This window comes from Desulfuromonas sp. TF (assembly GCF_000472285.1).
In the GTDB taxonomy this organism is placed as follows: Bacteria; Desulfobacterota; Desulfuromonadia; order Desulfuromonadales; family ATBO01; genus ATBO01.
In genome coordinates, this window is sequence record NZ_KI421422.1 from 63737 (window position 1) to 79242 (window position 15506).

A 15506-nucleotide genomic window follows, 5' to 3' on the forward strand; every position below is an offset into this window, starting at 1 on the left:
GGCAAAAATCCTCCAGAGCACATTAACCCGAGCCTTCGCCAAGAACCCTACGGCTGGAAATCTCGAAAAATGCGCCAGGGATTTACGGGAGCTTTTTATCCAGAATTCGGATTTGCCGAAGGTGCGGGAAGATCTGAGAAAAATCCTGGGCTAGGAGTATTTCGATGGGTCTCGCCATGTTGTCGTTAGAAGAGGTCACGGAAAAAATCATCGAGGGGAAGCGCCTGTTGCTCGCCGGGGACGAAAGTCTGCTGCTGCAGCTTCCCGCAGGGGACTGGATCGCCGGGACGATTCCCTACTTCATGACCGAAGAGGGGGGAGGATGCTTCCGGGACAGGATCCACGTCAACGAACTGCCTGATTACGTCCGCGAGATCGAGATTCGCGAATACAATGAGAAAACCATTCCGGACGTTTATGTCGATGCCCCTGAAAACGGCTTCAGCGTGATCATCATTCCTGCCGCTTCATCGGTCCATTTTTCCTTCGCGCTCAATGCCCCCAACTATAAGAATTTCGCCGTGCGCCCCCTCATCGGGTGGATTTCCGGCGTCCACCTCGACGATCTTGACCGGGTTGCGCCCAAGGTTTTCCATGGCCGCAACCCTGCGGCAATCGAGGATGCGGCGGTGGTCATGCACGTTTCGCTGCCGAAAAACAAGGTCGCCGATATCGGCATCATCAACATCTTCGAACAGGGCGACGGCGACACCATTACTTTCCCATCGGACGGCTTCAGCGTCCGCACTGCATATATAAACGGACAGAAGAGGAATTTTGGAGAATATCTGTTCGAGAAAAGACTCGACAAGAGACTTCCCCTCGTCGCCGACTATTACGGCGTTCTTCTCAATACCAGTTTCAAGGAAGGTGACGAACTGGAGGAGAAGGTCGAATTCTACGCTCCGGTGTTCAGCGGCCTGCGCTATAAACACGCGCGACCCGTGGACGACTATGTCGGCCGGTTCATCGCCCGGATGCCGGAAGGCCTCGGACACCAGATCCTTTTCTCCTGCAACTGCATCCTCAATTATCTCTATTCGGGACTCGAAGGCAAAAAAACCGCCGGCATCACCGGACCGGCGACCTTCGGGGAAATCGCCTATCAGTTGCTGAACCAGACCATGGTCTACCTCAGGATCATCGATCTTCCGCCCAGATAAACTTTGTTGTTCCAAAATGGGTCGATTCGGCCCGAAAAGACCCGCTGCTCCGGCGAGGAACTGGGCAGCGAGTGCCAGAGCGCCTCCGCAGTGCTCGCTCTCTCCCTGTTATAGGGGGGACGTCGTCCCCCCGTTTTTTCCTCGAAACCGTTTTCTGCGAAACCCGTTTTCTGTTGTTTGGAGCGGAGATTGCATGAGACAATCCGGAGAATGAAAAAGGAGCTGCAAAGGCGCGACCAAAAAGCTGACTATAATTGTTTTGATTTCTTTGCGTCTAACCCCAATTTTCGAAACAGGAGCAAGGTGTGAAGAACCGCCAGCGTAATCTCTTACAGAACCCCAGCGACACTCCCGCGCTTCGGGAATATCCTTCCAAGCTCTTCGTCGAAACAACCTCCCGCTGCAACCTGAGCTGCTTCATGTGCGTCAAGCAGACCCGGGACAGCGGCGTCAAGGACGGAGATCTGACGCCGGAAACCTTTTCCCGATTGGAGCCGGCCCTGCCGAACCTGGAGGCCCTCGTTCTGAATGGAGTGGGCGAACCCCTGCTTCATCCGCACCTGGAGGAATTCATTCACCGGGCAAGAAGGCGCATGCCCGACCAGGGATGGATCGGCTTCCAGAGCAACGCTCTTCTTCTGAACGAAAGCCGGGCTCTCAGCCTTGCGGAGGCGGGCCTCGACCGCATCTGCCTCTCCCTCGACTCCGTCTCCGCCGATACCTTTAGAAAAGTCCGGGAGGGAGGGGAGCTGCTCTCTGTGGAGAGAGCCCTTTCGGCGCTGGAAATTGCCGCAAATAAAAGCGGCCGGCCAAAGATACGGGCAGGAGTGGAGTTTGTCCTGATGCGGGACAATCTGCATGAACTGCCAGAGGCGATGCGCTGGGCGGCTCGCCGTGGAGTGGATTTCGCCATCGTCACCCATCTTCTGCCCTATGACGAAAAACATTCCGGCCAGGCGGCCTACGGTTCCTGCAGCGGAGCCTCCATCGAGCTTTTCGAGACGTGGAAGAAAAAGGCGGCCGAAGCGGGCGTCGACCTGACCCGATACTTCGATGTCATTTTCAAATACGCCAAAAACAACGAGGAGCAGCGGATCATCGGGTTCGTCGAGCAGATGAAAACGGAGGCCGGGGAGCGCGGCATCTCCTTCGATTTGAAAAAGCTTCTGCAGATGGACCGTTCCTGGCTCGAGGAGGTCGCCTCAGTCTTTGAAGAGGCCCGCGAAGCGGCCGAGGAGGCGGGAGTCGATCTCCGGCTTCCCGAAATCGTTCCTCAAGCGGACAGGCATTGTCACTTCGTCGAGGACGGCGGGGCCTTCATTTCGTGGGATGGAGGAGTTCATCCGTGCTATTTTCTCTGGCACCGCTACAACTGCTTTGCCGGCGGTTGGAACCAGATCGTCAAGCCGAAGATCTTCGGCAGCCTGGCCGAGAGGGGGATCCTGGAGATATGGAATAACTTGGAATTCCGTTCCTTCCGGGAAAGCGTTCTGGAGTATGATTATCCCTATTGCTCCAGCTGTACCCTGGCGCCCTGCGACTACGTGCAGACCGAGGAGTTCGAACAGGACTGCCATGTCAATGCCCAGCCCTGCGGCAGTTGCCTCTGGTGCATGGGCCTGTTTCAGTGCCTGCGCTGAATAAAAACCCCTAAAAAAGCTGATCCCCACCCATGCGCCGGACACCAATCGGGACACTAATTGATTGGCCGATATCGAAGATGCAATGCGTTGGAAGTCCTTTGATGCCTTCGCAAAAAACGCGGAGAATGGCTAAGCAGACGCCATCAGCCTTTGACCTTTTGGCCGACCTGTGGTTTTCTTACCGAAGCAGATCCTTTTTGCCGCCGCAGGAGCCCTTTATGACCCCATCTTCCTTTCCCCGATACGGCCGAACCTTGAAAAATCTGGCCCTGGTCTGTCTGTTCAGTGGCTTCGCCCTGGAACTCGGCGGTGCGATCACCGACAACCGGATTCTCTTCCGGACAGGTATCTATTTCTTCCTGCTGGGAATTCCCCTGCTCTTTCTGGGCATCTTTCTCGGCCGTCGCAAACCCTGAATTCAAACCGTTCCGCGCTGCAGCGATATCGTCTGCCGGACTAGGAGGGTGTCGGACTATACGCTTCGGCCCGTATAGTCCGACACCCTCCTAGGCGTCTTTTCCGCTTTTTACCAGGGCGAGAAGCTCGGTGTAGCTGGTGAGGTGGAAAGCCTTTTCCCTGAGGCCCTCATTCTTGAAAGTGGCGGCAATGTCGGCCAGAATCTCCAACTGGGCTCCATTGTCATGGGGCGGGGTCAGGATCAGGCAGATGATTCGGGCAGCTGTTTCGTCCGGCGCATCGAAATCGACACCGGTGTCGGAAAAACCGATTCCCACCAGCGGCTCAGCCAGATCCCGGAATCGGGCGTGAGGTACAGCCACCCCGTGGCCGATCCCCGTGGCCATGATCTTTTCGCGGGCAAGGACGGCGTTGCAGACCTCTCCGGCATCAAGTCCGGCCAGTGGTGCAATCACCTGGGAAAGCTCCCGGATCACCTCCCGGGAATCGGCGCCATCGAGGCGGCGGATAAAACCCTGTGGCTGGAGGTAGTCGGTGAATTTGCGCGGCTTCTTCAATCGAAGAATTTTTTGCAGCATGGGGCCGCTTATCAGGGAGGTGACGAGAGCCATCACTACGAGGGAGACGAAGACCTCCTGGCCGATAAAGCCGAACTGCAGCGCGAGCACGCCGAGGATGATCCCCATTGTCCCCTGGGCCCCCATACCGAATCCGGCTCCCCATGCTTCCCGCCAGGGGAGGCCTCCGAGCCGCCCCCCCAGGGCGCTCCCCGTCACCTTTCCGAAGAGGGCAAGCCCGAGAACGGTCAGGGTGAGAGAGAGATCGAAGTTAGCGGCGAAGTTGACCCGCAGGCCGATGCTGGCAAAGAAGAGGGGAGCGAAGAAGAAGGATACGAACTGGTCGATCGTGGTCCTTGTCCGCTCCCTCAACTGGCTCGACTGACCGAGGGCCACGCCGGCCAGAAAAGAGCCGAAGATGGCATGGATACCGAGCCATTCGGTAAAGGCGGCGGCAAACAGGGCCATGGAGAGGGCGAAGCCCAGGACCCCGCCCGGCCAGCTGGCGTAAGCCTGGATCCAGAGGAGGATCCGGTGGATGACCCATGGAACGATGGTGAGCATGGCGACGGTAAAAGTGATGGTCAACCATACGGTGTGGCCGATCGCCATGCTGTGTCCGTGTTCGGCCCCCGCCAACCCCAGGATCATGGCGAAGACAAGCCATCCGATCAGGTCGTTGAAGACCGCGGCGGCGACGACCGTCACGCCCAGATCGCTCCGATAGAGATTCAGATCCATCAGGATCTTGGCGATGATCGGCAGGGCCGAAATCGACAGGGCCGTTGCCATGAAGAGGGAGAAGATCAGGTGGTCGGTCCCGGCCTCGTAACCCATCAACCCCGGAGCGTACCAGGCGGCGGCAAAGCCTAGGGAAAAAGGGAGGAACATCCCGACCAGTGCCACGCAGATCGCCGCCCGCCCCTGCCGCCACACCGTGCGCAGGTCGATTTCAATTCCGGCCACCAGCAGAAACAGAACGATCGCCAGGGTGGTCAGACCGTCAAGGACAAGAGCTCCTCCTCCCCGGGAAGGAAAAAGATTCTGACTCAGCGCAGGCGCCAGGGTGCCCAGGACCGTAGGCCCCAGGAGAATCCCGGCCATGATCTCTCCCAGCACCGACGGCAGGTTGCAGCGCCTGGCGATCTCCCCGAGCAACCGTGCCGAGAAAAGAAGCGTACCGAGAGCCGTGAACATCACGGTTATTTCGCGCGGAGTCAGGCTGTCCATGATCTTTTCCACCGGAGGTTCAACTGGTTGAATACAGAACGTTTCGGGAAATATGACAAAAGAACCGGGGCCGGTCAACATCTATCGACGGGCTCCTCCGGGTCTCACCGTCCGCCTGCGCCGGGAGGGGCGATATCTTCTTTTTACGGGACAGCTCTTGTGGTAACCTTCTCATTCGATGCGGCTGTTTCCCCGCCTGAAAAAATCGGCGAGAGCCATTGAATTCCATTCCGCTTCATCCGGTTCCTCACGGGCCCAACATGACCATCGACATCGTCTCCATCCTCAGCGCTCTCGCCATCATTTTCATCGGCGCACTGGCCGGTGGGCGCCTGGCCGCCCTCTGCCGCATTCCCCGGGTGACGGGGTACCTCATCACGGGACTGGCCGCCGGCCCCTCTCTGGCCGATCTCCTTGGTCTTCCTTCCCTGCTCAGGACGGAAGCGCTCCGCGAGCTGCAGATCGTCTCCGACGTCGCGCTGGCCCTGATCCTGATGAACATCGGCGGCCTGTTTCAGATCGACCACCTGCGCCGCTGGCGGCACCGCATCGCACTCTTCTCCCTGAGTGAAATCGGCCTGACCTTCATCCTGGTCGCCGCCGCCGCCCTGGTCGTCAACCTGACCGTCCTGCACAAGACGGTTGCCGCTCTCTCCCTCTGGCAGACGTCCCTCTGGTTCGCTCTTTTTCTCGGGATCATCGCCGTCGCCACCGCACCGGCCGCCACCCTCATGGTCATCCGCGAGTACGAGGCCGAGGGTCCGGTCACCGGCATGGTCCTGACCCTGGTAGGGATCAACAACCTGGTCGCCGTCCTCGGCTACGCGGTGATCGCCCACTTCCTGATCGTTCCGGGGGAAGGTCTCCCGGTGCTTCTTTTCCACATGACCGGCCCCATCGTGATCGGAGGTCTCATCGGCTTCGCCATGTCGGTCTGGGCCCAGAACCTGGAGCTTCCGAGCGAGCAGAAGCTCCTGCTCCTTGGAGGGGTGGCTGCAAGCACGGCCCTGTGCCGGTTCCTCGGGATCGACCACCTCCTGGCCAGTCTCGCCCTCGGCGTGGTCCTGTCCAACAGCTCACCCCGGTGGCACCTGCTGACCCAGTCCCTGCGCCAGGTCGACTACATCCTCTACGTGGCGTTTTTCGTCCTCGCGGGGGCCAACCTCCATATCGAAACCCTCAGTCATATCGGTCTGCTCGGCGTCGCCTACGTTCTGGCCCGCACTCTCGGCAAGTGGCTCGGCGCCCTGATCGGCGCCCGTCTGGGAGCCTTCGGAAGCAGGGAGAAAAACTACGTGGGCCTGGCCCTGCTGGCCCAGGCGGGGGTAGCCATCGGACTGGCCGGCAGCCTGTCGCGGCACTGGCCCGAGGGGGGCCGTCTCCTGGAAACGGTGGTCCTCGGCTCGGTCGTCGTCTTCGAGCTGATCGGGCCGCTGGCGGTCAGGCACGGACTGGTACGCGCCGGCGAAGTCCCCATCCTTTCCCTCCTGCAGAAACGGGCTCCTCAAGGGGCACTGGAGGGGCTCCACAGCATCGCCCAGCATTTCCGCTCGTCTCTCGGCATTCCGATGGGCCACAAAATGGAGGATCCTGGAGATATTCTGGTGCGTCACGTCATGCGCCAGAATGTGGAGACCATACGCAACGACACCCCCTACAATGAACTGCTGCGCCTGATCGCCCACAGCCGCTACGACCGCTTTCCCGTGGTCGACAAGGAGGAGCGCTTCCTCGGAATGATCAACTACACCGAGATCCGCAATCTACTCTTTGAGCCGTCGCTCGCTCCCCTCGTTGTCGCCGGCGACCTGGCCACTGCCACCCATCATGCACTTGCACCGGATATGCCCCTGCGGGAAGTTCTGAAGATCCTACAGCTCAACCGGGACATCAGCTATTTTCCTGTCATTGATCCCGAGACCCCCGACCGCCTGCTGGGTATTCTCAACCAGAATGACGTTCTGGCCACCTTCCGTCGCTTGGACGAAGTTTAAGTAAAAAAAACAGGCGGCCCGAAGGCCGCCCGAATATCGATCCATATCTGTTTGATTGTTTTTCAGGAAGGCTCTTTCCACTCCCCAAGCCGTTCGCTGGCCTTTTTCGCTTCTTCGGTCTTCGGGAACCTTTCCACCACCTGCTGCAAAATCACCCGGGCGTTTTTATCATCTCCAAGGGCCTTGAAAGCCAGTCCCTGCTTCAGCAGAGCAGCGGCCGCCTTGGGATGACTTCCATGCTTCTGCACCACTTCCTGGAACTGCAGGATAGCGTTTTCGTATTTCTTTTCTCCGAAATAGGCCTCCCCGACCCAGTACGTGGCATTGACCGCAAGTTCGTGACCGGGGTAGCGTTTGAGAAAAGTCTCCATCTGCTCACGCCCCCGATTGAATGCCCCCTCTTTCTGAATCAACTCCAACCCCTGATGATACAGCGCTTCTGGGGTTGCCGCCGGTGAAACGGGCCGGGTCGCCTGGGCTTCCTCCAACCTGCTGAGCCTTTCTTCCAGAGCCGAGACCTTGAGGCTCAGATCATCCTGCACCAGGGAGAGATCTTCGCGAAGCCGGGCGTTCATCTGCGCCATGTCTTCAAGCCGTCCGTTGACCGACTGGGCCTCGACCCTGAGGGTGTCGAGCCCCGCCTGAATTTCCGCCTGCTGCTTTGCCAGGAGTTCAAGACGCTCACTGGTTGTGTCCGAGCGGTCCTGCCGCAGTGTCACCACGCTTCGTTCCGACTGGGCCAGCCGCCGCTTCATTTCCTCCAGATCCTGCTCCATGCGCAGATCGCGCTGGGTCGGGATGCAGCCGGCAACGCTCCCCACCAGAACAAGCACCGGAATTACTCTTTTCCATCCATCCACGGTCGTCAGCCTCCGACTAAAAACGAGAGGCCGCGTTGTCGCGGCCTCTGCTTTCATGATGATTTAGCGTGTAACGACGAATTCGGCCCGCCGGTTCTTGGCCCAGGCCTCTTCGTTGTTGCCCGGATCGAGGGGTTTTTCCTCCCCATAGGAGATGACATCGAGGCGGCTCGAATCGATGCCCAGGGAGATGAGGTATTTTTGGGCGGACTGTGCGCGCCGCTCGCCAAGGGCGAGGTTGTATTCGTCCGAACCCCGCTCGTCGCAGTGTCCTTCGATCCGCACGCTGACCTCGGGGTTTGCCTTGAGGTAGGCGGCATTGCCGGCCAGGATATCCCGGGCCTGGGACGTCAGGACATACTGATCGAAATCAAAGAAGATGCGCTGAATCCCGGTTCGAGCAGCTTCCTCCCTCGCTGCCGCTTCCGCTGCAGCCCTCGCCTGGGCTTCCCGTTCGCGGATCTCCGCTTCCGTCAACTCCCGCTCCTGAATGCCGCTCACCTCCTGCTCAGGCATTTTGGTGACCATCGGAGCCTCTTCTTCCACCGGGGGGGCCGGTTTCTTGGCGCAGCCCACAGCCAGCAGAGTGGCAAGGGTTACCAGAAGAACCAACTGCAGGATACTCTTTTTGTTCATTGTGTTCCGCTCCTTTCTAGGAAAAAAAACAATCTCCAGTGTATCTGGACTGCTCAAACACCGAAAAATAAAGCTAAATTATACAGGAAGAGAAACAAAAAACAACCGTTTTACCATTGCCCCGACCAGGCAGGGTGCCTGGAATCCCCGCCGGGAGGAGAAATTCGCCGTGACCCGCTGCCGTCGACGCGCATGATATAAATCGCCTTGTTTCCCGTCTCATCCGAGGAGTAGACGAGAAAGCGGCCGTCGGGACTCCAGCGGGGATGTTCCTTGTTGCCGGGGCCAAAAGTGAGGCGGCGCTCGTCGGTGCCGTCCGGCCGGATGGTGTAGATGTCGAAGATGTTTCCCTCCAGACGGCTGAAGACGATGCGGTCCCCCTTCGGACTCCAGGCGGGGGTGGCATTGTATTTTCCCGTATTGGTCAAGCGGCGAACGGCGCCGTCGAGAGTGTTGACGATGAAAAGATGAGGGTTGCCCTGACGGTCGGAGACGAAGACGATTTCGTCTTCCCGGGGACTCCAGCTGGCATCGACATCGATCCCCCAGTTATCGGTGAGCCTCTTGTGCAGCCTGCCGTCCGTCCCGATCAGATAAAGTTCTGAGTTTCCGTCCTTCGACAGGGTCAGGGCCAGCTCGCGGCCGTCCGGCCGATAGCGGCCGGAAATGTTGAGCCCCTTCTGATGGGAAAGGCGCGCTTCCTGGCCCGAATAAATCTCCTTGCGGTAGAGGTCGGGATTCCCCTCCTTGTAGGAGGTAAAGATCAGTTCCTTGCCCACCGGAGAAAAGTCGGGATTGAGGACGATGGAACGATGGTTGGTTATCCGGATGGGATTATGGCCGTCCACTTCCGCAAGGTAGAGCTCCTTATGCCCCGTGCTGGTGGATATATAGGCGATGCGGGTGTTGAAGGGGCCGGACTCGCCTGTGAGGCTTTTGAGAACCTGGTCGGCGAAGGAGTGAGCCATGCGCCGCACGTCCTCGACCTTGCCCACGTAACGCCGTCCGGTGAGAAGGCGCCGTCCCACGGTATCATAGAGACGGGCTTCCAGCGTCAGGGTGTCCCCCTCAACCGTGTAGGCTCCTTTGATGAGGGCTTCGGCGCCCAGAAGCCGCCACTGGGCAAAATCGATGGCGGTGCTGGTGAGGCCCAACTTTTCGGCGTCGGAGAGATAGGCCCGCGGATCGAGGAGGCGGAACAGACCGGAAAGATCGAGGTCGGCTTTTAGCACCTGATCCACCTCCGCGGCCACCTTCTGATCCACCGCCCCCTGAAGGGGGAGAAAGCGGTTCAGGGCCAGGGGGATGGCCTGCTGGCCGGGGGCGCTTACCTCGATCTGGGCGGCCGCCGCAGGCAGGGTCGGAAGCAACAGAAGAAACACGGTTATCAGGATGCGAAACATCGCCTTACTCCAGGAGATCTTTAAGATTGAAGACAATTTTTTTCTCCATCCGTTCGCCCGGCTCCGTCGGCAGTTTCTTTAACTGAAGAACGGCACGGCGTACGGAATCATTGAAGCGCTCCTCTTCGGACTTTTCGATGAAGCGGTAGTCGATGAGATTTCCTCTGGCATCGAAGACCAGGGTCACCACAGCCTCGAGGTCCGGGCGGGATACCTGGTACCTGGAAAGGGTCCAGGCCTGTTTCAGGTACTCCTGCAGCCACGCATCATAGGAGGGACCCGCCTCCGTCCCCTTTCCTTCCGGCATTCCTGCCGGAGCTGTGACCGGTGCGGCCTGGCGCGCATCCTTTTGGGTGAGGGCCGCCAGGCTTTTTTGCAGATCTTCGATTTCTTTCTTTCTCTTCAGCTTGTCGATGGCCGAAAGAGTATCTTCATAACTCTCCCGGGGCTGTGGTTTCGCCACCGGCTCTTTTTTCACCGGCGGCGCCTTATCCGCCGGCTTGACCACCTTTGGAGCGGGCTTCTTGGGCTCCGGCTTCGGAGGGGGCACCTTGACCGTTTCCGGTTTTTTCGGCGCCGGTTCGGGCGGGGCGACCTTGACCGGTTCCGGTTTTTTCGGCTCCGGCTTCGGTTTGGGCGCTTCCGGCCGGGCGTCGGGCCGGCCGGCCTGTGGGTCTTTCACCGGCAGGTTGACCAGGTTGACATGGTAGACGGGACGCACGTCCCGCTTGAAACGGGGCATCAGAACGCCGGAGAAAAGGAGGAAAACCGCCAGGTGGACCCCCAGAGAGACGAAAAGCATGCGCCCCATTCGGGGATCGGGATGAAGCCCTGTCTGCTGTCGGGTGAAACGGTTGCGGGTCATCGATTCGGTCCGGAATTACCTTTGTGGTTCCTGGGCGACCATCCCCAGCTTCTGCACGCCCGCTTCGCGGATTGCCGCCATGGCCTGCACGACGCGGCCGTAGGGAACATCCCGGTCGGCCTCGAGAAAGACCTCCTTCTCCTGCCTGCTCTCGAGGATCTGCCGCAGCACCGGGGTGAGCTTGGCCGCGCTGTTCACCCGCGACCCGCCGACGGCAATGGTTCCGTCTTTCTGCACCGTCACGATGAGCGGCTCCTTGGTCGCGGCGAGATCCGGCGCATTCTCCACTTCCGGCAGGTTGACGTCGAGACCCTTCTCCATCATCGGCGCGGTCACCATGAAGATGATCAGCAGCACCAGCATGACGTCGACGAAGGGAGTGACGTTGATCTGAGAAAGGGTGCTTCGGGTGCGGCTCTCACGCTGACCGACTTCCATTTCAGCCCCTCCGCACCGAACGCTCGACGATATTTAGAAACTCCTGGCTGAAGTTGTCCATCTCCCCGCTCAGGACATTCACCTTGTTGACGAAGTGATTATAGGCGACCACCGCCGGGATTGCCGCCACCAGGCCGATGGCGGTGGCCACCAGGGCTTCGGAGATGCCCGGCGCCACCACGGCGAGGGAGGCGCTGCCGGTCTTGCCGATGCCGTGAAAGGCGTCCATGATCCCCCAGACCGTCCCGAAGAGGCCGATGAATGGGGCTGTCGAACCGGTGGTGGCAAGAAAGGTGAGGAATTTTTCCAGGCGATGAATCTCCAGTGTGGTGGCCCGGCGCAGAGCTCGGCCGACATTCTCCGCTCCGCCCAGGTCGGCGGAAACCCCCTTGTGTTCCTGCTCCCCGGAGCGCCGCCCCTGAACCTTGATCAGCTCCTTGTACCCCTCCCGGAAAAGAACCACCAGAGGGGAGTAGGGGTAATCCTTCAGTCCCTCCCCGATCAGGTCAAAGCGCTTTTTTGCCCAGAAGAAATCGAGAAATTTCTCCGAGTCGCGAGTGGCCCGATGGATCACCCTGAACTTTAAAAAGATGATGGCCCAGGAGACCACCGAAAAATACACGAGGACCAGCAGGACCAGCTTGACCACCGGTCCGGCGCCGAGAATGAGTTCCAAAACTGCGCCTCCACAGATTGATTGGGTTTACAGACGGTGATTATCGGCCATCCCCTCTTGCAAGTCAACGTCCTAACGGAATTTTAACCCGAAAGGAGGGCGCTTCACCCGAGCAGGGAACGGGCCTCTCGGTAAAAATCGACCTGCTCCAGTTTTACCGGATTTCCCCCCGCGGCCAGGGAATCGATCTCCATGAGATCCAGAAGAAGAGGAAATCGGCGATCCTCGATGAACCGCCACTGACGCCGGGTGAGCTTCTCTTCCTCCTCGATCTGCCAGGAGAGGGCGAACATGTGATTGCGGATCAGCCACTCCACATCCGCCGCCGTCCGCTCTTCCATTCCAAGGCGGTTCAGGATTTTCGCCGCTAGCTTTGCTCCCTCCCGGTCATGGCCGAAGGCCCGGATCCTTCCATCGATCTCCCGGGTGACGAGAGCCTTTCCGACATCGTGGAGCAGGGCGGCCCAGGCCAGCCGCCGGTCCGGATCTTCCGGCAGGTGGCGCACCGTCAGCAGGGAATGGATGAGCGCATCCCCTTCCGGGTGGTAGTCGGGAGGCTGGGGAACATCTTCCAGACGGTAGACCTCGGGCAGGATCGACCGCAGGCGTTCGTCTTCGAGAAAAGCCTCCATTCGCTCTTTGCCGGAAGGGAGGAACAAAGATTGTTCCACATATTCCAGATCGGTCACGATGCCTCCTGAGAGAGGGGCCGAAAACAATCGTTTCCGCCCTGACCTTCCTTCATACCACGGAGAAAAAATGCGAAATCCATGCCGCCCGGCGGTCGGGTTCGCTTTCGGCTCCGGCATCAATATTAACAGGTGAATCAGAACGCCTAAAAGCGCCGCCGGTTGTCACGGGGCGGCAATGCGTTATTCTTAAAAAGAAAATCACTTTAGGGGGTTAGATGCTCAAGCTTTCCGCCATCCGCGACGCTGCCGTCATTCTGAACGGGCGAATCCGCCGGACGGAGCTGATCCACTCCCACTACTTTTCGGAGCGGCTGGGCCATCCCCTGTATTTCAAATGCGAAAACCTCCAGCGCACCGGCTCCTTCAAGGTTCGCGGCGCTCTTAACTTCCTGGCTCATCATCCGCCGGAGTCCCTCCAGTCAGGCGTGATTACTGCTTCTGCAGGCAATCATGCCCAGGGGGTAGCCCTTGCCGCCCGCCAGATGAATATCCCCGCCCTGGTCGTCATGCCGGAGAACACACCGCTGGCCAAAATCCTGGCCACCCGGGATTACGGAGCCGAGGTGACGCTGCATGGCGCCGCCTTCGACGATGCCGCCGAGCGGGCCCGGGAACTGGAACGGGAAAAAGGGATGGTCTACGTTCCGGCTTTCGACCATCCCCTCATCATGGCCGGACAGGGGACCGTCGGCCTGGAAATTCTGGAGGATCTTCCCGATGCCGACACTCTGCTGGTCCCCATCGGCGGAGGGGGACTGATCGCCGGAGTCGCCACGGCCGCCAAAGGGATCAATCCACGCATCCGCATCGTCGGAGTGGAGGCGGCCGGCGCCCCGTGCGCCCTGCTGTCGCGGCGCAAAGGATCCCTGGTGACTCTCACGGCGGCTCGCTCCCTCGCCGACGGCATCGTGGTCAAACGGCTTGGGGAGGAGACCTTTCCCATTATTGAAAAACTGGTCGACGATATCGTCACGGTCGAAGAGGAGGAGATCGCCCAGGCTATTGTCAGTCTGATGGAAAAGGGAAAACTGGTGGTGGAAGGGGCAGGGGCGGTAAGCCTTGCCGCCCTCCTCTATGGGCGAGGGACCAGCCCCCTCGGCCGAACCGTCTGTCTTCTCTCCGGCGGCAATATCGACGTCCAGACCATTGCCAGGGTCGTGGAACGGGGAATGGTGGCCGAGGGGCGCTTTCTGAAGGTAAAAGTGGAACTTCTCGATGCTCCGGGCTCTCTGGCAAAACTGGCGTCCATGCTGGCCGGAGAGGGGGCAAACATCTTCCATGTCAGCCACGACCGCCGTTCCGCCGGCCTCCACCTGGGCCGGGCCGAGGTACACCTCGAGCTGGAAACCCGGGGACCAGAGCATATCCGGGAAATTCTGGACCTCTTGAAAAAGGGGGGGTATGGGGCGACCGTGGTGCGCTAATTATCAGAAACTCGTCAGTGGACAGCCGGCGTTTTCCGGATGAACCCTTGCTAGTCTATCCGGAATCCCATCAACAATCTGATCGATCGATGATCGAAAGCAAATGGAATGCCCATCCTGACCCTCATAGGCACCGTCCACCGCGATCGGGAGGGCACCGTCAAGCTGCGGCGACTCCTCGCCCAGCTGCGCCCGCTCGAGATCACCCTGGAGATGAGTCCCCTGGCACTCCGCTACCGGAGAATCCACGGGCAATCGAAATTGCTTCGCCTGGAACGCATCCTGGACCGGCTCGCCGCCGAGCTGGGACGGGAGAGGTCTCATTTGCGGAACCATCCCGCCATCGAAGACATCCGAAGCTTGCTGGCGCTACCTTTTGAGTACCAGGCTGCCTCGGAATATGCCGAAGAGGCCGGGATCCCCCTGAGCCTGATCGATCTGTCGGAAATTTCCGCCATCAAGCTGAAAAAAGTGGAATCCGACCTCATCACCTATCCCAATATCCGGGTCCTGGTGAACCTTCCCGAAACAGGAGGTCCCCCTGCCGCCGAAAGCAGTCGGATCGCCAGAGCTCTGGTTCTAAGAGATCCCGGAAAAGCGGTTCGTCGGGATTTTCTCAAGAAGCGCCGGGGCGTGGAGGGCATCGGCACGCGGGATCGGCACATGGCCCAGGAAATCCGCCACCGCCTGGTTGCCCGTCCGGAACGGCACCTTGTTCATATCGGCGGCTGGGTGCACCTGGTGGAGGACGATCTGGGAGAAACCCTGTACAGCCGGCTTCTGGATCTTGCCCCCCGCAGGATTCTGTTGGAGGAGGAGGCGGGTCCTTAGAAAGAGTGGGGGAAAAGAATTTTCCTGGCGAAGCGTGAGGTGGCCGTAGACGGGGAGCGCAGCAGCAGGCGCGTCAAAGAGACGAGATCGTCGACATCGTCCCATCCGCCGACCTCGCCGTAATTTACCGACTCCTCGACAGCCCGCCGGCGGGTGGTCTCGAGAACGGCATCCGTGCTCCAGGGGATATTTCGGAACAGCTCCGGGTGATGCCGCCGTTCGCCTACCAGCACGTAGCCGCCGTCCCGCGACGGGGCCGTGACGAAATCGGCCTCCGCCAGGGCAGCGAAGGCTTCCTTTACATGAGAGGGGGGAAGGTCGGGACTGTCGGAACCGATGAGGACCGCGGCTGCACACTCGCCGAGAAGGAGCTCAAGGGCCCTCTCCATGCGCTCTCCAAGGTTTCCCTCCCCTTGGGGAACCAGCCGCGTTCTCGGAAAGGTGCGCCTGAAAAACGCCTCATCGCCGGCATAAAAAACGACCGGATCAAACCCCGCGTCGGACATGACCGATACGGTCTCCAGCAACGAGATCCGGTAGAGCTGCGCCGCCTGGGCGGGGGTCAGTGGGGGACAAAGTCGTGTTTTAACCCTCCCCGCGACCGGCTCCTTGGCGAAAACCCCCACGGCCATCCCATCCAAACCCCGCCCGGACGACAGCTTATCCACCGTTTCCAC

General features: G+C 59.8%; 15 protein-coding genes. 6 read left to right on the plus strand and 9 right to left on the minus strand.

The window, feature by feature from the left end; translation table 11 throughout:
* Positions 1-164 precede the first annotated feature (164 nt).
* From DTF_RS0115270 to DTF_RS0115280, 3 genes are all read left to right on the plus strand, one after another.
* Positions 165-1163 carry a hypothetical protein gene (locus DTF_RS0115270; protein WP_027716021.1) on the plus strand — a complete coding sequence of 333 codons (999 nt, stop codon included), beginning with the start codon at positions 165-167 and terminating at the stop codon, positions 1161-1163.
* 305 nt (positions 1164-1468) lie between these two features.
* Positions 1469-2803 carry a radical SAM/SPASM domain-containing protein gene (locus DTF_RS0115275; protein WP_027716022.1) on the plus strand — a complete coding sequence of 445 codons (1335 nt, stop codon included), beginning with the start codon at positions 1469-1471 and terminating at the stop codon, positions 2801-2803.
* A 221-nt stretch (positions 2804-3024) separates the two neighbouring features.
* Complete coding sequence (locus DTF_RS0115280; protein WP_027716023.1) at positions 3025-3222, plus strand: hypothetical protein; 198 nt, start codon at positions 3025-3027, stop codon at positions 3220-3222.
* Between the two features lie 90 nt (positions 3223-3312).
* Here the strand turns inward: DTF_RS0115280 and DTF_RS23845 are convergent, their stop codons facing one another.
* Positions 3313-5010: a cation:proton antiporter gene (locus DTF_RS23845; RefSeq protein WP_162148652.1), complete on the minus strand. Its 1698-nt coding sequence runs from the start codon at positions 5008-5010 to the stop codon at positions 3313-3315.
* A 218-nt stretch (positions 5011-5228) separates the two neighbouring features.
* On the opposite strand from DTF_RS23845, the gene DTF_RS0115290 reads away from it, so the two are divergent.
* Positions 5229-7004 (plus strand): cation:proton antiporter, encoded by a 1776-nt coding sequence (locus DTF_RS0115290; RefSeq protein ID WP_027716024.1) that lies wholly within the window; start codon positions 5229-5231, stop codon positions 7002-7004.
* A gap of 62 nt (positions 7005-7066) precedes the next feature.
* Here DTF_RS0115290 and ybgF read toward each other — a convergent pair whose 3' ends face one another.
* The 7 genes from ybgF to DTF_RS0115325 form a co-directional block, all read right to left on the minus strand.
* Positions 7067-7864 carry a tol-pal system protein YbgF gene (ybgF, locus tag DTF_RS25675; RefSeq protein WP_162148653.1) on the minus strand — a complete coding sequence of 266 codons (798 nt, stop codon included), beginning with the start codon at positions 7862-7864 and terminating at the stop codon, positions 7067-7069.
* A 63-nt stretch (positions 7865-7927) separates the two neighbouring features.
* The gene (gene pal, locus DTF_RS0115300; protein ID WP_027716025.1) at positions 7928-8500 is read right to left on the minus strand and encodes a peptidoglycan-associated lipoprotein Pal; all 573 of its coding nucleotides are present in this window, start codon (positions 8498-8500) and stop codon (positions 7928-7930) included.
* A gap of 110 nt (positions 8501-8610) precedes the next feature.
* Positions 8611-9903, minus strand: a complete 1293-nt coding sequence (gene tolB, locus DTF_RS0115305) for a Tol-Pal system beta propeller repeat protein TolB (RefSeq protein WP_027716026.1) — start codon at positions 9901-9903, stop codon at positions 8611-8613.
* A 4-nt stretch (positions 9904-9907) separates the two neighbouring features.
* Positions 9908-10768, minus strand: a complete 861-nt coding sequence (locus DTF_RS0115310; protein ID WP_027716027.1) for a TonB C-terminal domain-containing protein — start codon at positions 10766-10768, stop codon at positions 9908-9910.
* A 15-nt stretch (positions 10769-10783) separates the two neighbouring features.
* Positions 10784-11206: a protein TolR gene (tolR, locus tag DTF_RS0115315; protein ID WP_027716028.1), complete on the minus strand. Its 423-nt coding sequence runs from the start codon at positions 11204-11206 to the stop codon at positions 10784-10786.
* A gap of 1 nt (position 11207) precedes the next feature.
* Positions 11208-11882 (minus strand): protein TolQ, encoded by a 675-nt coding sequence (tolQ, locus tag DTF_RS0115320; protein WP_027716029.1) that lies wholly within the window; start codon positions 11880-11882, stop codon positions 11208-11210.
* Between the two features lie 104 nt (positions 11883-11986).
* Positions 11987-12571, minus strand: a complete 585-nt coding sequence (locus tag DTF_RS0115325) for an HD domain-containing protein (protein ID WP_162148654.1) — start codon at positions 12569-12571, stop codon at positions 11987-11989.
* A 218-nt stretch (positions 12572-12789) separates the two neighbouring features.
* Between DTF_RS0115325 and ilvA the strand changes: the two genes are divergently transcribed.
* Together ilvA and DTF_RS0115335 are read left to right on the plus strand one after the other, a co-directional pair.
* Positions 12790-13998 (plus strand): threonine ammonia-lyase, encoded by a 1209-nt coding sequence (gene ilvA, locus DTF_RS0115330; RefSeq protein WP_027716031.1) that lies wholly within the window; start codon positions 12790-12792, stop codon positions 13996-13998.
* A 108-nt stretch (positions 13999-14106) separates the two neighbouring features.
* Complete coding sequence (locus tag DTF_RS0115335) at positions 14107-14829, plus strand: hypothetical protein (protein WP_027716032.1); 723 nt, start codon at positions 14107-14109, stop codon at positions 14827-14829.
* On the opposite strand, the gene DTF_RS23855 is transcribed toward DTF_RS0115335, so the two are convergent.
* The gene (locus DTF_RS23855; protein WP_162148655.1) at positions 14826-15506 is read right to left on the minus strand and encodes a TIGR04282 family arsenosugar biosynthesis glycosyltransferase; all 681 of its coding nucleotides are present in this window, start codon (positions 15504-15506) and stop codon (positions 14826-14828) included. The genes DTF_RS0115335 and DTF_RS23855 overlap by 4 nt on opposite strands.